The organism is Corallincola holothuriorum (assembly GCF_003336225.1).
GTDB lineage: Bacteria > Pseudomonadota > Gammaproteobacteria > Enterobacterales > Neiellaceae > Corallincola > Corallincola holothuriorum.
The window spans coordinates 1-25,088 of the sequence record NZ_QPID01000005.1; the positions used below are offsets into that span (position 1 = coordinate 1).

Annotated in this window: 16 protein-coding genes and 2 pseudogenes; 11 read left to right on the top strand and 7 right to left on the bottom strand. The window is 50.4% G+C overall.

What is annotated here, in order from left to right:
• The coding region (locus DU002_RS19495; RefSeq protein WP_233496460.1) for a hypothetical protein at positions 1–284 on the top strand (284 nt) is incomplete at its 5' end.
• A gap of 669 nt (positions 285–953) precedes the next feature.
• On the opposite strand, the pseudogene ptsG (DU002_RS09175) reads toward DU002_RS19495, so the two are convergent.
• The 4 genes and pseudogenes from ptsG (DU002_RS09175) to ptsP (DU002_RS09190) form a co-directional block, all read right to left on the bottom strand.
• A pseudogene (gene ptsG, locus DU002_RS09175) lies at positions 954–2,390 on the bottom strand (PTS glucose transporter subunit IIBC); the annotation flags it as partial.
• Between the two features lie 35 nt (positions 2,391–2,425).
• Positions 2,426–4,960 (bottom strand): phosphoenolpyruvate--protein phosphotransferase, encoded by a 2,535-nt coding sequence (gene ptsP / locus DU002_RS09180; protein ID WP_114338089.1) that lies wholly within the window; start codon positions 4,958–4,960, stop codon positions 2,426–2,428.
• 556 nt (positions 4,961–5,516) lie between these two features.
• A pseudogene (ptsG, locus tag DU002_RS09185) lies at positions 5,517–6,929 on the bottom strand (PTS glucose transporter subunit IIBC); the annotation flags it as partial.
• A 79-nt stretch (positions 6,930–7,008) separates the two neighbouring features.
• The gene (gene ptsP, locus DU002_RS09190) at positions 7,009–9,579 is read right to left on the bottom strand and encodes a phosphoenolpyruvate--protein phosphotransferase (protein ID WP_114338090.1); all 2,571 of its coding nucleotides are present in this window, start codon (positions 9,577–9,579) and stop codon (positions 7,009–7,011) included.
• A 258-nt stretch (positions 9,580–9,837) separates the two neighbouring features.
• On the opposite strand from ptsP (DU002_RS09190), the gene DU002_RS09195 reads away from it, so the two are divergent.
• Both DU002_RS09195 and DU002_RS09200 read left to right on the top strand, forming a co-directional pair.
• Positions 9,838–10,389: a lipid-binding SYLF domain-containing protein gene (locus DU002_RS09195; RefSeq protein ID WP_114338091.1), complete on the top strand. Its 552-nt coding sequence runs from the start codon at positions 9,838–9,840 to the stop codon at positions 10,387–10,389.
• A 257-nt stretch (positions 10,390–10,646) separates the two neighbouring features.
• On the top strand, positions 10,647–10,958 hold the full coding sequence (locus DU002_RS09200; protein ID WP_114338092.1) for a hypothetical protein: 312 nt from the start codon (positions 10,647–10,649) through the stop codon (positions 10,956–10,958).
• A gap of 72 nt (positions 10,959–11,030) precedes the next feature.
• Here DU002_RS09200 and uvrA read toward each other — a convergent pair whose 3' ends face one another.
• Positions 11,031–13,850, bottom strand: a complete 2,820-nt coding sequence (uvrA, locus tag DU002_RS09205) for an excinuclease ABC subunit UvrA (RefSeq protein WP_114338093.1) — start codon at positions 13,848–13,850, stop codon at positions 11,031–11,033.
• Between the two features lie 299 nt (positions 13,851–14,149).
• On the opposite strand from uvrA, the gene DU002_RS09210 reads away from it, so the two are divergent.
• The 6 genes from DU002_RS09210 (at position 14,150) to DU002_RS09235 (ending at position 19,995) form a co-directional block, all read left to right on the top strand.
• Entirely contained in the window at positions 14,150–16,027 is a 1,878-nt protein-coding gene (locus DU002_RS09210) for an alpha-amylase C-terminal beta-sheet domain-containing protein (RefSeq protein WP_114338094.1), read from the top strand.
• Positions 16,028–16,164: 137 nt separating this feature from the next.
• Positions 16,165–17,529, top strand: coding sequence for an MFS transporter (locus tag DU002_RS09215; protein WP_114338095.1), 1,365 nt, complete (start codon positions 16,165–16,167; stop codon positions 17,527–17,529).
• A 38-nt stretch (positions 17,530–17,567) separates the two neighbouring features.
• Positions 17,568–18,182 carry a single-stranded DNA-binding protein gene (gene ssb, locus DU002_RS09220; RefSeq protein WP_114338096.1) on the top strand — a complete coding sequence of 205 codons (615 nt, stop codon included), beginning with the start codon at positions 17,568–17,570 and terminating at the stop codon, positions 18,180–18,182.
• 278 nt (positions 18,183–18,460) lie between these two features.
• Positions 18,461–19,093, top strand: coding sequence for a ZrgA family zinc uptake protein (locus DU002_RS09225; protein ID WP_114338097.1), 633 nt, complete (start codon positions 18,461–18,463; stop codon positions 19,091–19,093).
• A gap of 21 nt (positions 19,094–19,114) precedes the next feature.
• Positions 19,115–19,573 (top strand): Fur family transcriptional regulator, encoded by a 459-nt coding sequence (locus DU002_RS09230; RefSeq protein ID WP_114338098.1) that lies wholly within the window; start codon positions 19,115–19,117, stop codon positions 19,571–19,573.
• Between the two features lie 29 nt (positions 19,574–19,602).
• Complete coding sequence (locus DU002_RS09235) at positions 19,603–19,995, top strand: MerC domain-containing protein (protein ID WP_233496461.1); 393 nt, start codon at positions 19,603–19,605, stop codon at positions 19,993–19,995.
• Between the two features lie 25 nt (positions 19,996–20,020).
• Here DU002_RS09235 and DU002_RS09240 read toward each other — a convergent pair whose 3' ends face one another.
• Positions 20,021–20,686 carry a DUF3299 domain-containing protein gene (locus DU002_RS09240; protein WP_233496462.1) on the bottom strand — a complete coding sequence of 222 codons (666 nt, stop codon included), beginning with the start codon at positions 20,684–20,686 and terminating at the stop codon, positions 20,021–20,023.
• A gap of 127 nt (positions 20,687–20,813) precedes the next feature.
• On the opposite strand from DU002_RS09240, the gene DU002_RS09245 reads away from it, so the two are divergent.
• Positions 20,814–21,494: an ABC transporter ATP-binding protein gene (locus DU002_RS09245; protein ID WP_114338100.1), complete on the top strand. Its 681-nt coding sequence runs from the start codon at positions 20,814–20,816 to the stop codon at positions 21,492–21,494.
• Positions 21,485–22,732 carry an ABC transporter permease gene (locus DU002_RS09250; RefSeq protein WP_114338101.1) on the top strand — a complete coding sequence of 416 codons (1,248 nt, stop codon included), beginning with the start codon at positions 21,485–21,487 and terminating at the stop codon, positions 22,730–22,732. The genes DU002_RS09245 and DU002_RS09250 overlap by 10 nt, the downstream gene beginning before the upstream one ends.
• Positions 22,733–22,883: 151 nt before the next feature.
• Here DU002_RS09250 and DU002_RS09255 read toward each other — a convergent pair whose 3' ends face one another.
• On the bottom strand, positions 22,884–24,929 hold the full coding sequence (locus tag DU002_RS09255) for a CotH kinase family protein (protein WP_114338102.1): 2,046 nt from the start codon (positions 24,927–24,929) through the stop codon (positions 22,884–22,886).
• Positions 24,930–25,088: the final 159 nt, after the last annotated feature.

Here is a 25,088-nt window from a genome sequence, read left to right on the forward strand (position 1 = left end):
GCAATTGCGCCGATGGTAGTGTGGGGCTTCCCCATGTGAGAGTAGGTCACCGCCAGACACCTAATAAAATAGAAAAGCCCTTCGCGAAAGCGAAGGGCTTTTTTATTTCCAGTGCGTTTAGTGTCGCTCTCACATGGGGAGGTAGACAGCGCGCCAACGGCGCCTCCTTAGCCTGTGCTAGTAGGGTGAGTGACGCCTGGCGTGAGATTGATTATCTCACTCAGTCACGAACGCTGAAGGGCTATGCCCGTAGGCAGGACTCCGCCAGACACCTAATACAGTGAAGAGGCTACCCGATAGGGTAGCCTTTTTGCGTTTTAGACCGTTGAAAACAGCAAAGCCCTTCGCGAAAGCGAGGGGCTTTTTTATTTTCTGTACGTTTAGCGTCGGCAGCCTTTAGTGTTGTCATCAAGTTGAAAGAGTCGTCAATCAGGCCTGGATACTGATAAATAGTTAAGCACTTTTTAGCTGACTATCTCCGGCCTACTTCGCTGCCAGTCAACTAGTAAAATAAGCAGACTACATGAAAGGGGTATTTCCCATGCTGGCGACTTCAGGCAACAAAAAGCCCATCACTTGGATGGGCTTTGCTGGTTTATTAAGGCGCTCTATTTAATACGACTTCTGAGTTCAGCTTCGTGAGCTGTCGGATTATCCTGAACCAGTAAGTGGTAAAGGTTGTCGTTAATCCGCATGAAGTCCTTCACACCAGCGCCTTCAAGCTGGGCTAGCTCGACATCAACGGGTTGCTTAATAGATATCCTTAATCTGCTGGTTGCGCAGGCGATCACATCGGCAACGTTTGCCGCGCCTCCCATCGCCTCGCAAATGATATCTATATGTTGCTTAACGTCATCGCTAATATCTACGGCCGTCGATGATACCGATGTGGAAGATTCCACTGGCGCCTGCACCTGGGCCGTAGTTGTGGGTGCAACGCCATCAGCCTTTCCCGAGCGTATCGCCTCATCCATATCGGTTTTTAGGTTTTCAGATTGGGTGCCAAAAATCGCTTGGATCCCATTCCCAACAACCACGACGCCAGCCGCGCCCATCGACTTTAATTTGTCTTGATTAACCTGGGCGATATCCTTAACGCCCACACGTAGCCGAGTGATACAGGCATCAAGGCTGGAGATGTTGTCTTTACCGCCAAATGCCGCGATAAGTGCGAGGGTTTTATCTGCTGCTGGATCTCCGCTACTGGATGTCTCTTCTTCGTCATCATCGACAACCATGGCGTCTTCTCGGCCCGGTGTGGCTAAGTTCATGGTTTGGATAACGACTCTAAATAAAACGTAGTAAATGGCGGCGTACATTAAGCCAAAGACGGGGAACAACCAGCCCTCTTGAGAGTTGGAGTAGAGCACAATAAAGTCAATTAAGCCATGTGAGAACGAGGTACCGTGAACCATTCCTATCGCATTAGTCAGTACGAATGCAGAGCCAGCAAGTAACGCGTGAATGCCGTAAAGTACTGGTGCTACAAATAGGAAAGAAAACTCGATTGGTTCGGTGATACCCGTCAGGAAAGAGGTCAACGCTGCTGACATCATGATACCGCCAACTTTGGCGCGGTTTTCAGGCCGTGCGGTGTGCCATATAGCGATGGCGGCGGCAGGTAAGCCATACATCTTGAACATATAGCCACCAGCGAGTTGGCCAAAGCCATTACCCGCTGCTCGGCTCGCAGGGTCTGCAGCGAGATAGCAACTAAGAACACCATTCACTTTTTCGCCTGATGCATTCACACACTCACCGGCTTCAAAGAAGAAGGGTACGTTCCAGATGTGGTGGAGGCCGAAGGGGATGAGTGAACGTTCTACGACGCCATATATACCAAATGCGACAGTTGGATTTTGATTTGCGGCCCAGTGCGAAAAGGCACTGATTGCGTCACCGATTGGCGGCCAGACGAAAGAGAGGATCACGCCCGCAATAATAGCGCTGAAGCCGGTAATAATTGGGACGGAGCGTTTACCAGCGAAGAACCCTAAATAGGCTGGAAGTTGGATCTTATAGAAGTGTTTAAATGCCCACGCTGCGATCCCGCCCGCGATGATACCACCGAGTACCCCGACATCCGTTCCTGGTGCAACAACGGACAAGGTTTTGATCATGATGACATAACCAACCGTTGCTGCGAGGGCTGCGACACCATCATTTTCGGTGAAACCAAGTGCGACGCCGATAGCGAATAGCAATGCCATATTGCCAAATATCGCGCCACCAGATTGTTCCATGATTTGGGAGAGAAGCTCCGGTAAGAAGCCAAATTTGGCTGCACCGACTCCCAATAAAATACCAGCAACAGGTAATACTGATACTGGCAACATTAACGATTTACCTACCTTCTGCAATGCTGCGAAGGAATGTCTCCAGACACTCATAGGGCGTTCCTTTTCTAGTAGTTGTTGGCCGCGTGTTAGTCCATGCTCAAATTGCGAACTGCAGTCGCATCAGGTTGAGCGAGGGCTTTAACCGCGAACTGTTTGCATTGTTCATAATTGAGTTTTCGTACATTTGCTTTTACTTCAGGGAGTACAGGTACACTTACTGAGAGCTCGGCTACGCCGAGTCCTACCAAAATGGGCACCGCGATCGGGTCGCCTGCTACCCCTCCGCAGACACCGACCCATTTGCCGTGGGCATTCGCCCCTTTCACTGTCATATCGATCAGGCGCAGTACCGCCGGGTTTAATGCATCAACCATGGGGGCTAATACTGGATGACCGCGATCCATCGCTAAAGTGTATTGGGTCAGGTCATTGGTGCCGATGGAGAAGAAGTCGACATGCTCAGCGAAGATTTCTGCCATGACTGCGGCGGCAGGTACTTCGATCATGATGCCGATCTCTACACCGGTAATTTCAAGCTTCTCAGCTTCTTCAATGACGACACCTTTCGCGGCAAGCAGCTCTGGCAGAGTGGCAATCATAGGGAACATGATCCGTACTTTGCCTTTTTCGTTGGCCCGCAGAACTGCCCTAACCTGGCGTCTTAGCATGGAGGGGCGATTAAGTCCGACGCGGATACCGCGCTCACCAAGGAAGGGATTCTCTTCCTCCGGCAAAGGCATATAGGCCAAGGGTTTATCGCCACCAACATCTAGGGTTCGGATAATGAGTGGTTTATCCTTACCCAAGGTTTCAGCTATTTCACTGTAGATCTGCGTTTGGGTCTCTTCATCAGGCTCGGAGACGCGGTCGAGGTAAAGGAATTCAGAGCGGAGTAAGCCGACCCCTTCGCCTCCCAACTTGATCGACTCTATGGCATCAGCGTTACTGCCGATATTGGCAACAATCTCCATATGGTGGCCGTCAGTCGTTACTGCTGGCTCCATGCAGCTGCTGAGCGCCTCAGCTCTTGCGGTAGCATGCTGTGCTTGCTGCTCTTCTATCTGCTTGATCTTCTCCGCTGTTGGCGCGGTGTAGAGTTTGCCCTTGCCGCCATCAAGGATCACCGAGCGTCCCGCAGGTAACTCTAGGGCGGCCTTATCAATCCCTGCAATGGCTGGTAGATTCATCGACCGAGCGATAATGGCAACATGGGAGCTGGATCCGCCAAGGGAGGTGCAGAAACCGATCACCTTTTCTTTATCCAAATTCGCGGTGTCTGATGGTGTTAGATCTTCCGCAATTAATATGCTGTTCTGTGGAAAGTCATAGCTTTGATCGCCATAACCTAATATGTGGTGAAGTACACGTTGACCAACATCTTCTAGATCATTCGCTCGCGCTGCGAGTACTTCGTTATCGAGCTGAGTGAGCACTGCTTTCTGCATTTTTATCGCAGAGTCCCAGGCAAACGCGGCCGACTTTCCGGTGTGTATTAGGCGCTTGGCTTCATGATAGATCCCCGGATCTTCCAGCAACTCCTGGTGGGCGGAGAAGATCTCTGCACGATCGGTTGCACCTTCAGCTTTAAGTTTGGTTTGCAGTTTTTCCAATGCGCTTCGACTGCATTCGATAGCGTTGACCAGGGTTTCCTGCTCGGTGTTGCTGTCGTTAGCATCTTCATCAAAGCTGAGGGTTTGTTTGACTATCTGATAGATTTCACCAATAGCTAGGCCGGGGGATGCTGAGACGCCAATTAACACATCCTGCTCGTCACTCTTAATTTGGAGCAACGGGGCTTCTTCTGGCTCTGCGACGGCGGCCGCGGAAGGAGCGACTTGCTCACCGACCTCTTCACCTAATCCCAAGTGAATTTGCTCGGTTAGCTCTTCGATTGCCTTGGCACCATCACGACCTTTGGCAGTGATCTGGATGGTGCTACCAAATTGCACGTTAAGTCCCATGATAGCGACAACACTCTTGGCATTGGCCGTTAGTCCTTCTCGAACTAAAGTGATCTCTGACTGGTAGTGCTTGGCCAAGTTTGCCAATGTCGCGGAAGGTCGGGCGTGGAGACCTGCCGGGTTGGGAATAACGATGTCACTGCTCGTTACTGGCTGGTAGGTTTCTTTATCTATTATCTCTTGAGTCGAGGTTTCCCCTAACGATAACTCAAGTACGGTGTCTTGCTCCGCTTCGACATGGCCAGAACCGTACTGATAGGAGTGCACGAGCTCGCCATTGGTGACAATGATAATCGTTAATAGGCTACGCGCATTGAGTGCAATTTGATCCGCATCGAAGTCAACTAAGGGTTGGCCAACCGTAACTCGCTCGCCCTCTGTCACCAGAGGAAAAAAACCTTCCCCCTTGAGCAGCACAGTGTCTAAGCCAATATGCATCAACACTTCAACGCCTTGCTCTGAGCGGATGGTAACAGCGTGTTTGGCGGGGTGGATCTGAACAATGGTACCGTCAATCGGGGACACCAAGACTTGACTGGTTGGGTCTATGGCGATGCCATCGCCAACCATTTTTTGTGCAAAGACGGGGTCTGGCACATCCTCGATTGATCTTATGTAACCGGAAAGTGGGGCCTTAAGCTGTAAAGATGGCTGGGCCATATTCTCATACTCCATTAAAAGAAGATGAAAATAACTATAGTGCACAGGATGCAATTTGCGTGGTGTAATGATTGAAAGTTAAAGAAAATTTGGCTGTGTAGGTCACATTGTTGTAACCGAACCGGTGTAACCCTTTGGCGAGTTTACCCTCGCTTCGCTGGGATAAAAAAAGAGCCCCAATTGGTGGGGCTCTTTAAGCAGGTATCACGTTAAGTTATTAAGATTGACCGAGCTGCAGGCTAACTTCTGCCTCACAAGGCAATGCGAGTTCGCCAAGCAACAGATGAAATACAGTATCGTTAATCTTCATTACATCAGTCACGCCTGCTGCCGAGAGTGCTTGCTCATCTGGTTGCACCGCCGCCTTTAGCTTTAAGCGTAAGCGACTGGTAGCACAGGTTTGAAAGCTCTCGATGTTATCACGGCCGCCCATCTGAGCGATGAGTGTGGCAACCAGTGGTGCGACATCGGTTGTGGCGACTGGCGCAGCACTATCGTCTCGGTGAACGGCTTCAGGCTTTGGGACTGCAAGTGCTTCCTGCAGCGAACCTGACTGTGAAAGATACTCGTCCATCGCTGTTTTCAGGTTTTCAGACTGCGTACCGAAAATGGCTTGCATACCGTCACCTACCTGAACAACACCAGCGGCACCCATCGCTTTAAGTTTAGCTTGGTCGACCTTTGCGGTATCAATCACACTGACACGAAGGCGAGTGATACAGGCATCCAGATTAGTGATGTTTGCAGCGCCGCCAAAGGCCATTACCAGTTGTTTTGCCTGATCAGAGCCACTGCTTGCAACTTCAGCTGCTTCAGTTTCATCTTCACGGCCAGGCGTTTTCAGGTTGAGCTTGATGATAGCGACACGGAACACGACATAGTACAGCGCACCATACATCACACCGAATAGCGGGAATAACCAGCCTTTTTGCGAGTTAGCAAACAACACAATGAAGTCGATCAAACCGTGAGAGAAGGTGGTGCCGTGAACCATACCTAAAGCGTTAGTCAGAACAAATGCAGAGCCAGCCATCAGTGCGTGGATCGCATACAGTACTGGTGCAACAAATAGGAACGCGAATTCGATTGGTTCGGTAATGCCCGTTAGGAATGAGGTCAGGGCAGCTGAGATCATGATACCGCCGACTTTGGCGCGGTTTTCAGGCTTGGCTGTGTGCCAGATAGCGATAGCTGCGGCAGGTAGACCATACATTTTGAACATGTAACCACCGGCTAACTGACCGAAGCCGTTGCCCGCTGCGCGGCTGGCTGGATCCGCTGCACTGTAGCAGCTCAGGATACCGTTGATGGTTTCACCGGAAGCGTTAACACATTGGCCTGCTTCAAAGAAGAACGGCACATTCCAGATATGGTGCAAACCGAATGGGATCAGAGCACGCTCAACCACACCGTAGATACCAAAGGCGACAGTTGGGTTTTGATATGCCGCCCAATGAGAGAAGCTGGCAATCAGGTTGCCGATAGGCGGCCAGATGAATGATAACACGCAGCCGACACCAATAGCGGCGAAACCTGTGATGATCGGTACCGAGCGTTTCCCGGCAAAAAAGCCGAGGTAAGCAGGCAGCTCGATGCGGTAGAAGCGGTTAAATGCCCAACCCGCAATACCACCGGCAATAATACCGCCTAGAACACCAACATCGGTGCCTGGCGCAACAACGGCCAACGTTTTGGTCATGATCACATAACCGACCGCAGCGGCAAGTGCTGCAACACCATCATTTTTCGTGAAGCCCAATGCAACACCAATGGCGAACAACAGCGCCATGTTGCCAAATACGGCACCACCGGCCTGTTCCATGATTTGAGAAACGATCTCGGGCAGCCAACTGAATTTTGCTGCACCGACACCGAGAAGTATCCCCGCGACCGGTAGAACGGACACGGGTAACATCAGCGATTTACCGACCTTTTGCAGGGCGGAAAAAGAGTTTTTCCAAATGCTCATAGCCTGTTACCTATCTATTTGTGTTTAGATTTAATTATGTTTTTAGTTTTCTAGTGCTTCGTTTTAGCCTGTACTGCCGCTAATCAACGGTCGGTACTAATGCTCGAACCTCTTTCGCGTCAGTTAGCTGCAAAGCTTTTGCTGCTAGCTCCTGACACTGAGTGAGTGTTAACTCACGTATCTGTGACTTGATTTCGGCCAGTACCGGTACGCTGACTGACAGCTCATGTACGCCAAGGCCGATCAGTAGCGGAACGGCTTGTGGATCGCTGGCGATACCACCGCAGACACCGGCCCATTTGCCGTGGCGCTTCGCTGCATCGGCAGTCATCTTAATTAAGCTGAGAACAGCAGGATTAAGGCCATCGACAAACGCCGCTAGTTTCGGGTGACCGCGATCCATTGCCAGGGTGTATTGGCTCAGGTCGTTACTGCCGATAGAGAAGAAGTCGACTTCTGGGGCAAACTGCTCAGCGAGAACCGCGGTGGACGGTACCTCTACCATGATGCCGATCTCTATCGGGGCGACATCCAGCTTGATGCGCTCTTCTTCAACCACCTGCTTAGCTAGTTTCAGCTCATTGAGCGTGGCGATCATCGGGAACATGATGCGGATGCGGCCATGGGCAGATGCACGCAGAATGGCACGCACTTGCTTGCGCAATAGGGTTGGGCGATCCAAACCAATACGAATTCCCCGCAGACCCAAGAATGGATTCTCTTCGCTTGGCAGGGGTAAGTAGTTCAGTGGCTTATCACCACCGACATCAAGGGTGCGAACAATCAGTGGGCGTTCAGGGCCAAGTTCCAGCAATACATCACGGTAAATCTCATACTGCTCTTGTTCGGTTGGCTCAGTGACGCGATCCAGGTAGAGAAATTCTGAGCGCAGCAGGCCAACACCTTCACCGCCCATGGTCACAGACTGGCTGGCATCTTTGATGCCACCAATATTTGCTACCACCTCCAGTTGATGACCGTCGCTGGTGATCGCCGCTTGATGGGCATTGAGACGGGCATGCTGGCGGCGGCTGTCAGCGGCTTGCTGACGGTTAGTGATCTCTTTCAGCGCAGCGGCAGAGACATTGAGTTTTAGCTGCCCTGACTGGCCGTCCAAAACAACTTGGGTGCCGTTCGCTTGCTGCATCGCTCTGGGATCTATACCGGCGATAGCTGGCAGCCCCATGGCGCGAGCAATAATGGCAACATGGGAGGAGGAACCTCCTTGTACCGTAGCGAAACCCACTACTTTTTCTTTGTCCAGATTAGCAGTGTCGGATGGCGTTAAGTCGTCGGCGATCAGAATGCTATTGTTCGGTAATTCAGGCCCTTGCGCTGGCAGGTTGAGCATAATGCGGAGTACGCGATTTCCTACATCCCGCAGATCAGTGGCACGCTCTCTTAGCAGTTGATTGTCCATTTGGCTGAAAACGAGCGCTTGCTGTTCGATAGTTTTTTGCCAGGCGAATGCAGCCGATTTACCTGCAGTAATAGTGACCTCAGCCGCTTCCAACAAGGTGGGATCGCTGAGCAACTCTTGGTGCGCTTGAAAGATCTTGGCACGCTCAGCATCACCTTTATCGATCCAGGTTTGTGCCAACGTCGCTAGTTGTTGCGTGGCGGTACTGATCGCTTGATTTAACTGGTCAGCTTCATCGGCCGAATTATTGGCGGTTTCTTTGATGTCAAAGCGTTCAGGCTGGATAACAAATATCTCACCAATGGCTAAGCCTGGTGATGCCGCGACCCCTTCTAGCAGATCGTCTTGTTGTTGCTTGGGTAGTAGCAAAGAGGTTTCTTCTGGCTCCGCGACTTCCTCGTTTTGTGATTGTTGAACATCTTCACCGAGACCTTCGCGGATCGCTTGCGTTATCTGCTGCAGAGTCGCTTCGGCGTTGGCACCTGCTGCATGCAAAATCACAGAGGCACCGAAAGGCACGTTGAGTCCCATCAGGGCAACAACACTTTTGGCGTTAACCTGACTGTCGTTACATTCGAGGAATAGATCACAGCCACTTTCCTTGGCTAGTTTTGCCAGCGTTGCGGATGGACGGGCATGTAAACCTGTTGGGTTGGGGATCAACACTGGTTGGCTGCTAAGCAGTGGATAGTTTGGCTGGCTAGTTTTGGCTGCTTGCTCGTCAACTTGTTTCAGTACCAGCTCTAGCAAAGTGTCTTTGGGGCCATCAACACGGCCGCTAGCGGGGATCTGCTTTTCTACTAACTCACCGTTGGTAATGATTATCTCTGTCATCAAGCTGCGGGCATTGAGAGCGACTTGGTCAGCGCAGAAGTGGATCAAAGGTTGTCCGGTAGACACTTTGTCGCCTTCGCTGACGTGGGGAGTAAATCCTTCACCGCGCAGCATCACGGTATCTAACCCTATGTGCATCAATATTTCGATACCCTCGGCGGTACGTATTGTGATGGCATGGTGAGAGGGGTGAAGTTGAATAACTTCGCCAGCACATGGGGCACATAGCGTGTCGCTAGTTGGGTCGATGGAGATACCGTCACCGACCATCTTTTGTGCAAATACAGGATCGGGTACTTCGGATAGGTCGTATATCATGCCTTTGAGAGGCGCTTGCAAAATAACAGACTGAGATGATGTCTGGCGTTGGATCTGAGCGTGTTGAGCGATGGCCATGACGATTCCTGACGAATGAAATTGGCGACGATTCTATGGTGATGCGCTTTAAATAAATTGCGCAAGATCACTTTTGGGGAATGGGAAAACACTAAATAACAGTCGGTTACGCTGCCGTTACACTAAGTTACATTGCACACGGTGGCGGCGTTATGTTTCCTGTTTTGCTGCGCAAAACTTGACCTTATGACTTGGCAAAGAGGGATTAACGGACTAGTTTAATAAAATAGTCTAACTCTTTGTTTGAACGGTGATTTCATGAAGAAAATTTGGTTTGCATTGTGTTTGCTGATTGGTTTTATACCTGCGGTATGGGCCGACTCGGTGGCTGACGAACGCGCGGAAGTGATGGCCATGCATGATAAAGCATTGGCCCAACTTTATAAGGAAAAGCCGGAAGCGAAAACTAAAGTGCAAACGGCTCCTGGCTATGCGGTTTTTAAGAATGCTGATGTCAACTTGCTCATCGCTGCTGTTGGTGGTGGCTATGGCGTGGTGCATAACAATAACACTGGCAAAAATACCTATATGAAGATGGGGACAGGCGGCATCGGTCTCGGCCTGGGAGTGAAAGATTTTCGTGCTGTTTTTATTTTTAGAACGGCGGAAGTGATGGATAAATTTGTTAATAGCGGTTGGGAGTTTGGTGGTGAGGCGGATGCGTCCGCGAAAGCCGGTGATGATGGTGGTGCGGCAAGCGGGCAGGCGGTGGTCAGTGATATTGAGATCTATCAGATGACCGAGAGTGGCTTGGTATTGCAAGCGACGGTTCGTGGCACCAAGTATTGGCTGGATGAAGATCTGAATTAGTCCCTTCAATTGCGGGCGAAGTGGCTAAAAGCTGCTTCGCTCATGCTAGCTTCTATGCTTGCGCTCTCTTCTTATGTGTCGCCTTAGCACGTTATCTGGTTGCGGTGGTGATTGCTAACACAGTACTCTACAGAGGTTATCTGAATCTTTTTTTGTCCAAAATTGCCTGTAGCCTAACGGTTTTTAGCTAATACCTTTAGGTACTATCGAAGTTCATTCGGCCGCGTTTGCCAATTTAAGTGATAGGGGAGTATTCAATGAGCGATCTCGACTTGCAGCATGAGTTGAACGCGGTTCACAAGCGATTAACTGCGATTGAAGTGGCACAGCAGTTGATGGCCAATCAGCTAAAGGAGTTAGCACCTGATAGTGCAAAGCGCTTAGCCAGTGCGCTCGAGAACGTCGCCTTTACCGACAAAATGCTCGTCGACGAGCATGTCAGAGGCCATCTGAAGCATCTTGCACATATGTTGAATAGCCAGTTTACGCCTCCCATTTCAGGGATCGGTGAGCCACTTAGTACGACACTGCCGAGTGAAGGATTAAAGTACGACCCGAGTAAAGAGTAAGCATTAGATTGAAAAATGGCCGAGTGATATCGGCCATTTTCTATTGTATTAAAGCTGATTGTTCCGAGCGGCTTACAACATAGATCGCAAAAAGCGCGCAGTGTGGGAGACCTTACTTTGGCTGACCTCTTCTGGCGTCCCGCTGGCGATTATCTGGCCACCACCTGAGCCACCCTCAGGCCCTAAATCGACTACCCAGTCTGCAGTTTTCACCACATCCAAGTTGTGCTCAATGATCACAACGGTATTGCCGTGATCTCGCAGCCGATGTAACACATCCAAAAGGTGCTGAATATCATGGAAGTGCAGGCCGGTGGTCGGTTCATCGAGAATGTATAAAGTTTTCCCTGTGTCCCGTTTGGACAACTCTTTTGCCAGCTTTACCCGTTGCGCTTCGCCGCCAGACAAGGTGGTTGCGGACTGGCCGAGGCGAATGTAGGAGAGGCCGACATCGATCAAGGTTTGCAGTTTGCGAGCGATAGCGGGTACCGGATCGAAGTAAACCCGCGCATCTTCCACTGTCATCTGCAGTACTTCATCAATGGTTTTGCCTTTGTAGCGCACCTCTAATGTTTCGCGGTTGTAACGTTTGCCTTTACAGACATCACAGGGCACATAAACGTCGGGCAGGAAGTGCATCTCTACCTTAATAACACCGTCGCCCTGACATGCTTCACAGCGCCCCCCTTTGACGTTAAAACTAAAACGCCCTGGCTTATAGCCGCGAGAGCGGGATTCCTGCGTGGCAGCAAACAGTTCGCGAATGGGAGTGAAAATCCCGGTGTAAGTTGCTGGATTTGACCGGGGTGTCCTGCCAATTGGGCTTTGGTCTATATCGACCACTTTGTCTAGCAGATCCATCCCTTCAATGTCGGTATAAGGCGCCGGCTCTCCGGTGGTCGCACCATTGAGTTCGCGATGGGCAATACGAAACAGGGTATCGTTTATTAAGGTTGATTTGCCGGAGCCGGATACGCCGGTGACGCAGGTCATTAGACCTATTGGCAATGTCAGTTCGACATCTTGTAAATTGTTACCTGTGGCGCCTTTGAGTGTTAGCCACTGATCTGAAGCGGGTGTGCGTTTTTCTGGAACCTCAATTTTCACCGCGCCAGAAAGGTATTTTCCGGTGAGAGAAGCATCGCTAGCCATGATGTCGTCGACACTACCCTCGGCAATGATCTCGCCGCCATGCACGCCTGCACCAGGGCCGATATCTACTACGTAATCAGCACTGCGGATCGCATCTTCATCATGTTCCACGACGATCACTGTGTTACCAAGATCGCGAAGGTGATTCAGCGTTTTCAGTAAACGCTCGTTGTCGCGTTGGTGCAGGCCGATGGAGGGCTCATCTAGCACATACATTACGCCAACAAGGCCCGCGCCGATCTGGCTGGCCAGCCTGATGCGCTGGGCTTCCCCGCCCGACAGGGTTTCGGCAGAACGGGATAGTGTCAGGTAGTTAAGACCAACATTCACCAAGAAGGTCAGACGGTCTTTGATCTCCTTGAGGATCTTTTCACCGATCTTCTCCTTCTGCCCAAATAGCTCCAGTTGTTCGAAGAAGCTCAGACAATCGCCAATAGAGCGCTCCACGACTTGGGGCAGAGTGGTGTCAGAGACAAATACATTTCTGGCTTCCTGGCGTAGACGTGTGCCACTGCAACTGCGGCAAGGCTTGTGGCTGATGTACTTCGCCAGCTCTTCCCGCACTGAACTTGATTCGGTTTCCCGGTAGCGACGGGCAAAGTTGTTGGCAATACCTTCAAATGGGTGGCGGCGAATAACAATATCGCCACGGTCGTTTAGGTATTTAAATTCGATCTCCTGTTTGCCACTGCCATTTAGCAACACCTCTTTCGCTTTATCGGTCAGTTCAGCAAAGGGGATATCCAGTTCAAAACCAAAATGTTCCGCCAGCGAGCCCAGCATCTGATAGTAGTAAAAATTGCGTTTATCCCAGCCGCGAATAGCGCCACCAGCGAGGGTCAGTTCCGAGTTGGTAACGATCCGGTCTGGATCGAAAAACTGCTGGGTGCCTAAACCATCACAGGTCGGGCAAGCGCCGGCCGGATTATTGAAGCTGAATAGCCTTGGCTCAAGTTCGGCGATGGAATAACCGCAGTGTGGGCAGGCGAAGTTAGCGGAAAATATCAGTTCTGGTTTTTCCGCGTCATCCATCCAGGCGACTTTGGCATTGCCATTGGACAGGCCCAACGCCGTTTCAAAGGATTCCGCTAGGCGAAGTTGCAGATCTTCTCTGACTTTAAAACGATCAACCACAACTTCGATGGTGTGCTTCTTTTGTAGTTCTAATGCCGGTGGATCACTGAGATCACAGATCTCACCATCGATACGAGCACGGATAAAGCCTTGGGCGGAAAGCCCTTCAAGCACTTTGGTATGTTCCCCTTTACGCTCCTGCACCACTGGAGCCAGCAGCATCAACTTACTCCCTTCAGGTTGCGCCAACACATGATCAACCATTTGGCTGATCGTTTGTGCTGCCAGTGGGGCGTGGTGGGTTGGGCAGCGAGGCTCACCAACACGGGCAAATAATAAGCGCAGATAGTCGTATATTTCGGTGATCGTGCCGACCGTTGAGCGGGGATTATGGGATGTCGATTTCTGTTCGATGGAGATCGCTGGAGACAAGCCCTCGATGGCATCGACATCGGGCTTTTCCATCAGTGAGAGAAATTGACGCGCATATGCCGATAGGGATTCGACATAGCGTCTTTGTCCTTCGGCGTACAAGGTGTCAAAAGCGAGTGAAGACTTACCTGAGCCAGAAAGCCCGGTGATCACAATGAGCTTGTCTCGAGGCAGGGTCAGGCTGATGTTTTTTAAGTTGTGGGTGCGTGCGCCACGGATCTCAATTTCGTTCATAAAGCACTATTCAGCTGCCAAAAGGGAAACGCGTAGCATCTCACATTTTTAGCTAACTTACCTGCTTCAAATGATGGTGGCGCAGATTGAACGAGTGTCAATAAATTAACGAAGCGTCAATAAATTGACTCTCTTTGATTGTTGTGTGACCGGTATCGCTGTTTTTTGCTCAATAACTAAGCATTATGTGTTCGCTTTCTCAGCGTTGTGAGCAACATATTTACATCGTTTGATAGCGATAACAATAATAAGCTTTATTAGAAAAAAATGTACCTCTACCCTACAACAGGAATCCGATAATGAACTTGATCAGGCGCATGCTTCCGCTCGCGGTGGCAATGGCTGTGGCAACCCCCACTTTGGCTGCAGTATCAGAAAATAATGACGACATCATGATCCAAGGCTTTCACTGGCATTCAGCCAGTGCTGGTGATTGGTATCAGCAGGTCGGACACCAGGCAAATGAACTCGCCAGCGCTGGCTTTGACATGGTGTGGTTACCGCCCGCTTCACAGGCTGGCTCTCTGGAAGGTTACCTGCCAGAGCAATATAACAACCTGAACTCTAACTATGGTACAGAACAAGATCTACGGGATCTGATTACCACTCTGCATGGTAAAAATATCAAAGCAATTGCTGATATCGTTATCAATCACCGTAACGGTACTGGAAGCTGGTGTAACTTTGTTAATCCAGATTGGGGTAACGATGCGATTACGTCTGATGATGAAGCATGGGATGCGACCGGTTCGGATTGTTCCGGTACTCGCGGAGCTGCAGATTCCGGTGGTGGTTATGCGGCTGCTCGTGATATCGACCATAGCCAATGGTATGTGCGTCAAAGTTTGAAAACTTGGATGAACGACGTATTGAAAGGTGTTGGTTTCGATGGCTGGCGCTATGACTATGTTAAAGGCTATTGGGGTGGTTATAACGGCGAATACAACGAAGCCACATCTCCTTACTTCAGCGTCGGAGAGTACTGGACATCACTTTGCTACAACGGCGAAGACTGCTTCTTTGGTGGTGAGTACCCAGATCAGCATCGTCAATTACAGCTCGATTGGGTTGACTCAACAAACGGCAACAGCGCTGTTTTTGATTTCACCACTAAAGGGATCTTGAATAAGGTTCTAGAAACCTACAACTTCTCTCATCTGCGTGATGGTAACGGCAAGCCTCAAGGTACCATTGGTGCTTGGCCTAGTCGCTCAGTCACCTTCGTCGATAACCATGACACAGGTCCAAGTGAGATGTGTGGCAATGGCCAAAGCCATTGGCCAGTACCGTGTGACAAGGTGATGCAGGCTTATGCTTATATCTTGACTCATCCGGGTGTACCTTCCATCTACTGGGCACATTACTTTGACTGGGGCTTAGGCGATGATATCAAGGCGCTGATGGCGCTGCGTAAAGCCGAAGGCCTGCACTCTGATTCTTCCGTTACCATTGACCGTGCTGAGCAAGGTCTGTATGCCGCTTATATCGGCGATACCGTGGCAATGAAGATGGGTAATGGTAGTTGGAGCCCCGCCGGCGGCAACTGGACGTTGGCTGAAGCGGGTACCGATTGGGCTATCTGGACCAAATCTGAGCTTCCAGGTGACTGGAAACGCACCGTTATTTTGATCGAGGGTCTCACTGAATCTGGTCAGGATATGTTTATCCGTGGTGGTATTGATCATGATTATGCAGCCGCCAACTTAGGGCGTAGCTGCACCGCGACAAACTTTGAATGTGCAATGCCAATCCGTCACAACAACCTGCGTAATGCCACCACTGCCCCGTGGAAAGCAAACGACAACTATCTAGATTGGTACGGACCTGAAGCGTCACAAAGTGGTGCTGCCGAAGGGTCAGCTGCTGATTGGACAACGAACACTTGGCCTGCAGATTGGGGCGCAGTGAAGACGGTTGCCGTTGATGGTTTTGGTGAAGAGCCGCTTAATGCTTACGGTGCTCACTACTGGATGCTGGATGTCGATATGGATTGCAGTAAGGCCGTTGATGGTACTTGGTTTGAGTTGAAAACCTTCATCAGTAACGGCCCTGCTTGGGAAGCGGACGTTAGCCAAGCTGGTGCCCCTTATGTTTCCGGTAACCATTTCGCTGAATGCGGCAAAGTTAACGTATTCAAGCGGGGTGAGAGTGAGCCGGTAAGTATTCACAATTTTTAAGTCTGGACTAGCCATCCCTTGTTGATTGGCGCCTACGGGCGCCTTTTTTTATTTCGTTAAAGTGAGCGGATGAAGCTGCCCGCTGAGCGTGTTAGACTCGCTGCTCTTTTTGTGACAACAGATAGACTTCCTGAAGCATGGCGTTTGGACTTTCATCATTAGAAACTAAAGCGGCGTATTCGCTAGCGACCATCTTTGCTATTCGCATGCTGGGATTGTTTATGATCATGCCTGTGTTTGCGCTTTATGGTGCAGAGCTGGTTGGTTATAGCCCGCTTTGGGTCGGTTTGGCGATTGGTGCCTATGGTCTGACGCAAGCTGTTATGCAGATACCTATGGGGCTAGCCTCTGATCGTTACGGTCGCAAACCGGTGATCTACTTCGGCCTGCTGCTGTTTGTGGTTGGTAGTGTTGTTGCGGCTTTGAGTGACAGCGTTTATGGCGTGACAGTCGGACGGGCATTGCAGGGGATGGGCGCTATCTCCAGCGTGGTGATGGCATTGGCTGCCGACTTAACCCGTGATGAGCAGCGACCCAAGGTGATGGCGCTGATCGGCATGTTTATCGGCATTGCGTTTGCTGTTGCCTTAGTAGCTGGGCCTATCTTGGCTGCACAACTGTATCTATCAGGCTTGTTTTGGGTGACCGCAGGACTGGCTGTGGTGGCTTTTTTATTAACACGTTTTACCGTGCCAAATGCTATCTCCTTCGCCCCCAAGGGGGATGTGGTACCTATTCCCTCAAGGCTGAAAGCGCTCATTGCTGATCCACAGTTAAGCCGCCTGAATATGGGCATTTTCTCGCTACATCTTTTGATGACCGCCATGTTTGTTGCCTTGCCGGGAGAGTTGGTGCGGGTGGGCTATCAACCAGAGCAGCATTGGCATATCTATTTACCAACCTTATTACTGTCGTTTGTATTGATGATCCCTATGTTGATCATTTCGGCGAAAAAAAGAAACAGCCGCGGTGGCGTCAGAGCATCACAGCTACTGCTGTTTGTCAGCCTGATGGGGTTCGCATTTGCGCCGGAAAACTTGCTGGTGGTGACCGGGATCGTGGTATTTTTCACTGGCTTTAATTATCTTGAAGCGACTTTGCCGACATTGATCGCAAGATTTGCTCCCGCTGGAGCCAAAGGCAGTGCCATGGGCATTTACGCCAGTAGCCAGTTTTTCGGTGCGTTTTGTGGTGGTCTGCTTGGCGGCGTGGTGATGCAATTTTTTACCCCCAAGATAGTATTTCTCGTAGCGGCCTGTTTGGTGCTGCTTTGGGCAGTGTTCGCTTGGGGAATGAGTGAAGCAGGGCGTTATCGCAGTGTTACCTTAGACGTTGCTGCATTGCTCACTAAACATGATGGCGCAGTCGCGCTGGCCGAGCAGCTAAGAGAGCTGCCCGGCGTTAAAGAGGTGACGATAGTCGCCGAAGAAGGAATTACTTATCTCAAAGTAGATGAGACATTTGAATTAGCACCAGCCAAGGCATTACTGGCCGGTAGTTAGTGTTATATTGCTGAAAAAGTAAAAGTGGAGAGCATGGCATGGCCAGCAGAGGCGTGAACAAAGTCATATTGGTCGGAAATTTGGGACAAGATCCGGAAGTCCGTTACATGCCAAATGGCGCAGCGGTAGCCAACTTTACCGTTGCAACCAGTGAAAGCTGGAAAGACAAACAGACCGGCGAGCAGAAAGAGCAGACGGAATGGCACCGTATCGCTATGTATCGTCGTTTAGCTGAGATCGCCGGTGAGTACCTGCGTAAAGGCTCTAAGGTTTATATCGAAGGGCGCTTGCAGACTCGTAAGTGGCAAGATCAACAGGGCCAAGATCGTTATACGACAGAGATTGTCGCTAACGAAATGCAGATGCTAGACAGCCGTGGTGCTGGTCAAGGCGCCGGTCAACCGCAGGCTAACGCCGGTGGTTTCCAGCCTCAACAAGGCTTTCAGCCTAAGCAACAGCCCGCTGCACAGCCACAGCAAGGTTTCCAACCACAGCAGCATGCCGCACCGCAAACCGCACCGGCGCAGCAGCCTGCACAACCGGGTTTCAATCAGAAACCAGCCGGTATGCCGCAGCAGCAACCTGCACAGCAGGCCCCGGGTCCAATGGGCGGCGAGCCACCGTTGGATTTCGATGACGATATTCCGTTCTAAGGGTTGCCATTCGGTTACCGCTGAACAATGAAAAAGCCCCATGTTTGGGGCTTTTTTGCGGCTAGCTACCAGGCTGTGGTCTTCGGATTCGATGACAGTCGCTATAAGAAAGTTCGCTGCAAAGCGGGCTTATATCACTCGATGAATTTGGTCCGGCGGTTCTTTTCGATTATCTATCACTATCGGTGCATGACTATTTCACAGCTAAATTTAATTGCGAATTAAATGATATGTTGTAACATTGCTATTTGAGGTAAACGATTGAGATTGGGTGGGTTATGAGCGTGAACAGTAAGCGCTTTCGCTATTGTGAACTTGGCCTAGGTACAGTATTGGCGGCGCTGCCTGCGGCTTTTTCTGTTGCTATCGCTAGCCAACCCCATGTTCATGGGGCGGCGGAAGTAAACATTATTGCTGACCAGAACCTATTGCTGGTTGAGCTTAGATCCCCCGCAGACAATTTGGTTGGCTTTGAGCACAAAGCCACGACCCAGGCCCAGGACAAACGTGTTGAGATCGCTAAACAAACGTTGGCTGATGCCAGTGCGCAGCTCCTTATCGATGGCGGGCAGTGCAAATTGGTGGATTACCAAAGTGATATTGGCAAGCTGGCTGTGAATGGTGATGGTCATGACCATCACCATCAAAACGTCGCATCTCAGCATCATCATGGTGAACATGAACATGAACATGAACATGAACATGAACATGAACATGATGATGGCGGGCATGCGGATATCGCCGCCAGTTACCAGTTTAGCTGTGATCAAATGGCTGCCGTTCGATCGGTAGATCTACTACTGTTCTCCTCTTTCCCAGCCATCGAAAGCCTGAATGTCCAGTGGGTTGCATATGGTCAGCAGGGCGCTGTCACACTTAAAAATGGCGAGCAACGCGTGTCACTCAAGTAGTGCGATGACCGAGGATTAGTTATGAACCGTTCTGAAAAAGTTCTGGCAGTGGCCGAACAGCAATGTAAGCAATCTGGCGCTCGTCTGACTAATAAGCGAAAACTGGTGCTTTCGGCACTGCTGCATTCAACTAAGGCATTGTCCGCCTATGAGATTGCCGATATCTGTCGCGAAGAAGAGGGGCAAACCATTCCAGTGATGTCGGTCTACCGCATGCTGGAGTTTCTGGAGCAAGAGCATCTGGTGCATAAGCTGCAATTGGCCAATAAGTATGTGGCTTGTGCGCATATCACTTGCAGCCATACCCACCAAATAGCGCAGTTTTTAATCTGCCAGCAGTGCGGTGAAGTGAAAGAGCTTGGCGTCGATATAGCCTTAATTGACCAGCTTCAGCATAGTATCGCAGATGTTGGCTACAAGCTTACATCTCCCCAGCTTGAACTGAATTGCGTGTGTCCCGAATGCCAACAGGCAGCTTAATCAAAAAACAGAACTGAAAGGAATAACTGGTGAAATCTAAAACCCTGACGATGGACATGTTGGCTATTGGGATCTCAACGGCGTGTGCCGTGCATTGCATTTTGTTACCCATGTTAGTGGTGGCGTTACCCGCACTGGCTGGCTCAGCCTTAATGGATGAAAAATTTCATCTGATATTGTTACTCGGCATTGTACCTACCAGTGTGATCGCACTGTTTATGGGATGTCGAAAGCACCGCCACTGGCATCTGTTCGGTTGGGGCGTGGCGGGCTTATTGACGCTCATTCTTGCTGCATTGTTTGGCCACCACCTGCTTGGAGAGCTGGGTGAAAAAGTGTTGACCTTGGGTGGTTCGTTACTGATCGCTATTGGCCATATTAAGAACTTTCGATACTGCAAAGCGGGTCGCTGTCACGCCTGAACGATCTAGATGTGTGTTCATCCTCTCAATCCAGATAGGGCTCAATCTGGTCGATTTGCAGTGTATATGCCGCGGTCGCAGTGTCATTGGTATTTAGTTCAGCGATTAAAGTCCCAGAAAACCAGAACACATCGTACAGTGAACTGAGTTGCACACCGTTAGGGTGTTTCACATAGATGATCTGGTTTGGTGGCGGTGGTGGCACATGGATGCAGGCACCGAAGAAGGGGACTAAGAAGAACTCTTTGGTGACCATGGTATCGTCAAAATCCAGTGGTACGACAAACGCCGGAATACGAATAGCTTGGTTATTCATCGCCTCGATCACTCGGGTGGAAACCAATGCTTGCTCATAGGGGCTATCGCCGACACTGCTGGTGTCGAGTTGCAGCTTACTATCGATCAGGTCTTCATCCGAGCCATCGGCAATTTCGCCAAGAAACTCTGGCGGGTTAAGCAATGCTTCGAGGTCATCGGCAGGCATTAACTCAATCCACTCAATGGTGCGGTACGTTTTAGGTGTTTCGTCTGCTGCTTGGTCTTGTGGTACTGGTTCAGTGATAGAACCTGCAATCGCTTGGTTCTTGGTGCTGGCGCTCTCTGGTTCGCTGCAGGATGTCAAACTGAGGCAAAATATGACAAGCAGGAAAGTGTTGGGGATAAGTATGCGGTTAGGCTGTATGAGATTCACAGTGGACCTTGTTGAAGAGAACATAACATAACATGCATCAATATTGACGTTATATCATAACGGCTAGAGTGGAACTATCCTGCAAAGGGTTGGGCCAATCATACACCTCGGATTAGCGAACAAGTCCATGTCGATTGTTATTCACGAATTATTATTTTCGTACCCGGGACAAGCACAAACGCCAGTGCTTAATATTCCACAATGGTCAGCCCATGGCGCAGAGCATGTTTTTTTACAGGGGCCATCGGGGTCAGGCAAGACCACCCTTATCAATGTTCTGAACGGTACTTTCCCTGTGACGCAGGGGCAGTTGGAGATCTGTGGTCAGCGACTGGACAAGATGAGTGCCCGTCAGCGGGATAAGTTTCGAGCTAATCACATCGGCTGCGTGTTTCAGCAGTTTAATCTGGTGCCTTACTTAAGTGCGCTGGAGAATGTGCGCTTAGCTGCATATTTCGCCAGCAACGGTGGTTCCGGTCAGCTCGCTGAGTCTTTGCTGGATGATTTGGGGATCCCAACGTCGTTGTGGCATCAAGCTAGCCAGCAGTTAAGCGTGGGACAACAGCAGCGGGTGGCCATTGCCAGAGCTTTGATTAATCGGCCGGCATTGTTGATCATGGATGAGCCCACCTCCGCGCTGGACAAGAAAAATCGTGACCAGTTTATGACCTTGCTGATGGCGATGCTAGCGGAGCACCCAACCACCCTGATATTTGTCAGTCACGAGGATGACCTAGCCAGTCATTTTGTGCGTCATGAATCGATACTCGATATCAATCAAGCCACGGAGGAGCTCTCGTGTTTTTAAGCCTCTGTTGGAAAAGCTTGTATAGTCGCAAGGGGTCTGTACTGCTGACTGTGTTGGCGTTGACCGTCAGTATTATTGTACTACTGGGGGTTGAGCATATTCGTCAGCAATCGAAAGAGAGTTTTCGCCAGACTGTTTCCGGCGTGGACCTTATTGTTGGCGCTCGCACCAGCTCTACTAATCTGTTGCTCTATTCGGTCTTTCGGATGGGGAACGCGACCAATAATATTGGTTGGTCGACCTATCAGAAGATCACTGAACTGCCTGATATCGCCTGGACGATACCGATCTCTCTGGGGGATTCCCATAAGGGCTATCGGGTGATGGGAACGACAACGGATTACTTTACGCATTTTCGGTATGGCCAGCAGCAAAGCTTGAGCTTTTCAGCGGGCGATGGATTCAGCGACCTGTTCGATGTGGTGTTAGGGGCAGATGTCGCGCGTAAGCTTAATTATCAACTGGGCGACAGCTTGATTTTATCCCATGGCCTCGTGAGCACCCAGTTCAGTAGTCATGACGATAAACCGTTTACCGTGGTTGGCATCCTGGCACCAACAGGTACACCGGTTGATCAAGCACTGCACGTGAGCTTGGCGGGCATTGAAGCGATTCATATCAATTGGCAGCAAGGGGTGAAGTTGCCGGTTACCGCGTCTCCTGCTCCGCTTATCGATCCCAACCAGCTGTTGCCGCAAAGTATTACTGCGATGATGGTGGGGTTAAATTCGAAGATATCGACGTTCCGGGTGCAACGTGCGATTAATCAGTATCGTGGTGAGGCGCTGACAGCAATTCTGCCCGGTGTGGCGTTAAGCGAGTTATGGCAGATGATGGCGGTGATGGAAAATACACTGCGTCTTATCTCCGTGCTGATCCTCGTCGCTTCACTGTTGGGCTTAAGTGCCATGATGCTCGCCTCTATTCGCGAGCGGCAAAGAGAGATCCAAGTGATGCGCTTGATCGGTGCGTCGCCCTGGTTCCTGTTCCGGCTGATACAAGTAGAGGCGCTGATTATCGTTTTGCTGTCTATGGCACTGGCGGGGGGCGTACTCAGTGCGTCGTTGCTGGTGCTGAACGGTTACCTGAGCACTGAGTATGGCCTGCATATCAGTGCCAACTTTATCTCTCAGTCGTCATTGAGCATGATGGCGGCTGTCATTGCGGCAACAGTGTTGGTCAGCACCATACCGGCGGTATCCGCCTATCACAGGGGGATCAAATCAGCCGGGCAATGAATCTGTTTGACGATGCGTGTTCGTTGCTAAGTCTGTTGTTTAGTTACGCCACCGTGTCACCTGAAAATAGATTGATGGTTTATGCTCAAGCCAGCGCAATTAGGCGCTGGCTTTTTGCTTCGATTGCTTGCTGGAACCGACCTCTGCAAACTTAACTATTGCAGTGGCTTCTTCGTCGAACGCCCGCAGCCATCAGGAGTAGCAGGCCGAACCCAATTGCGCCTCCGCCGCCTGAGGCGGCCTCCTCTAGTTCACCTTCGTTTTCCTCTTCGGCTTTTGCTGTGACGGTAACGACCACACTGTCGGTTGCACTCAGGGCATCATTATCCGTTACCGTTAAGGTCACGGTGTAGGTTCCTGCGTTGGCGTAGAGCTGAGACGGGTTGACGCCGACCATGTCGTTAGACCATTGGTAGCTCAAGATCTGCCCATCTGCATCTGCGGAGCCTGCACCATCAAAATAAGCATACTCTCCCTCTTCTATCTGAATATCGTCGCCAGCGTCAGCCACTGGCGGCTGCAGAACGACTGGAGGTGGGGTGACCGCTTTCACCACTTCGTAGCGCCCGTCGGCAGCAAAGAAAGTGATCTGATACTCACCAAAGCCATCGCCGAAGTGGATTGAATTGCCCCCCTCCTCAACCATTCCGTCGGCATCGTTGTCACCATAGTTGTGGCTCCAGTCTGCGTAGATATCGAATTTAAACCGCGGATCTCCGGAGGCATTGGTCGCCTCGTCGCTATTAACCGTGATACGCCAAACATCTGCAGATACCTGAGTCATCAGGCTCGCGCCCCAATCGTTGGTGACGCCACGGTAATACACGGTTGGGTAGGCGTGATTAGAGCCATCTAAGGCATTTAACACCGCGGTGCGGCGGGTTGAATACCAGTTCTTTCCTGAGTTGGTCTCATAGATGCGATAGTTGCTTTGGTTTCCCCAGTAGGCGGGTCGGTCGGCGATGATCTGATTGTCGCCAGTGGCGTTTGCAATATCGGCTTCGATAAGCTGATGAATAGTCGCTATCCATTGCACCGAGTCACCCTCTACCATCAGCCCGCTATCCGTCACCAGTGCTTCAATATAGGTTTTATACTCGTCCATGTAGCGGTCAATGGCGAGGATCTTACGCACCAGTAATGGCGCATCGGCAGGCGGTGCGAATACCAAGGGATCGCGCTCACCGGAATCACTGACCAGCAACGATGTTCCCAGGGTGTTATCTGTGTCATAGGGGACAAAATGCATCACTTCACTTTCATCAATATAGATAAAATAGTTATTACCATTTCCCCAAAAGCCATCCCAATGGCCGAGTACCGCCTCACTGGCTAACCCTTTTAGGAGTAGGGGAATATTGATGTGTTGCGCAACATAGGCCTCAAACTCTTCGCCTTGCAGGTTGGTAAAGTTCTCCGCTAAGTTAACCAGTTGGGCATGCCCTTCAAGGTATTTTGAGCCTTTGCCTTTATATTCAAAGCTGGCCTGTTCAAAGTCACCTACGCCGCCCCATTGTGCGTTGATCTTGGAAAAGTGTGCCTTACCCCAGGATTTATGATTTCCCTGCCATAGAAAGCCGCCGTCGTTGTCTGGCCCAAAGCGTTTATCCAAATACTCCTTACGGTTGACGCTTTCATTCATCCGGTAGATGCCAAAATAGGCGTCAGCTCGGTCGCCAATGCTGATCACCAAGCGGGCGTAAGTCGAAGAGTGTGCTGTCCAGACACCGAAGTTGTGCATGATCTGGTTAGATAGTGGTTCGCGCACATAGCTTGAGTCATCCTTGAACCGTTTTAGCTTGAGTTTGGTGATGCCTCGTAAGGTCTGGTCATCGACAAACTCATCAAAATCAAGGGTGAAATTGGCTTGTACATAGTTCCCGTTGTGGTCTTCAGGTAAGACAAAGCTGGTGTTGCCGCTGACCTTAATCCCCAGATTATTTAGCGGGTATTCAATGCCATCCTTTACATAGGTTAGATCACCGCTGACCTCCTCGCGGTCGCTGCTGGTCGAGGTTAATAGCAGACGCCACTGTTCTTCAGTGAAGTGTAATTTGACCGTGGGTAGATCATTTAGCTCAAACCAGAATTGATGATCCGCGTCGTTTAAGTAGCTAGTGTCATTCAGTGCCTGGCTAGTAAAGCTTAGGAGTAAGCCAAAGAGCAGGGCGGTTCCCTTTAAAGTATTGAAATACATCGTCTATCCAAATGTCGGAATAAGTAGTTATTTTTGCTTGTTGGTGTGCCGAGTTAGGTAGAAAGAGACAAAGGCATCTATCTATTTCCTATGCCATTGAACATACAGTAGTTGTGGTTCACCGACTGTGACTTACTCAAGATTGTTGTGACTTCTACG

Excerpts from the sequence above, each read along its gene's own strand:
- ptsP (WP_114338089.1), bottom strand. The coding sequence starts at position 4,960 with ATGGCCCAGCCATCTTTACAGCTTAAGGCCCCACTTTCCGGTTACATA.
- ptsP (WP_114338090.1), bottom strand. The coding sequence starts at position 9,579 with ATGGCCATCGCTCAACACGCTCAGATCCAACGCCAGACATCATCTCAG.
- DU002_RS09195 (WP_114338091.1), top strand. The coding sequence starts at position 9,838 with ATGAAGAAAATTTGGTTTGCATTGTGTTTGCTGATTGGTTTTATACCT.
- DU002_RS09200 (WP_114338092.1), top strand. The coding sequence starts at position 10,647 with ATGAGCGATCTCGACTTGCAGCATGAGTTGAACGCGGTTCACAAGCGA.
- uvrA (WP_114338093.1), bottom strand. The coding sequence starts at position 13,850 with ATGAACGAAATTGAGATCCGTGGCGCACGCACCCACAACTTAAAAAAC.
- DU002_RS09210 (WP_114338094.1), top strand. The coding sequence starts at position 14,150 with ATGAACTTGATCAGGCGCATGCTTCCGCTCGCGGTGGCAATGGCTGTG.
- DU002_RS09215 (WP_114338095.1), top strand. The coding sequence starts at position 16,165 with ATGGCGTTTGGACTTTCATCATTAGAAACTAAAGCGGCGTATTCGCTA.
- ssb (WP_114338096.1), top strand. The coding sequence starts at position 17,568 with ATGGCCAGCAGAGGCGTGAACAAAGTCATATTGGTCGGAAATTTGGGA.
- DU002_RS09225 (WP_114338097.1), top strand. The coding sequence starts at position 18,461 with ATGAGCGTGAACAGTAAGCGCTTTCGCTATTGTGAACTTGGCCTAGGT.
- DU002_RS09230 (WP_114338098.1), top strand. The coding sequence starts at position 19,115 with ATGAACCGTTCTGAAAAAGTTCTGGCAGTGGCCGAACAGCAATGTAAG.
- DU002_RS09245 (WP_114338100.1), top strand. The coding sequence starts at position 20,814 with ATGTCGATTGTTATTCACGAATTATTATTTTCGTACCCGGGACAAGCA.
- DU002_RS09255 (WP_114338102.1), bottom strand. The coding sequence starts at position 24,929 with ATGTATTTCAATACTTTAAAGGGAACCGCCCTGCTCTTTGGCTTACTC.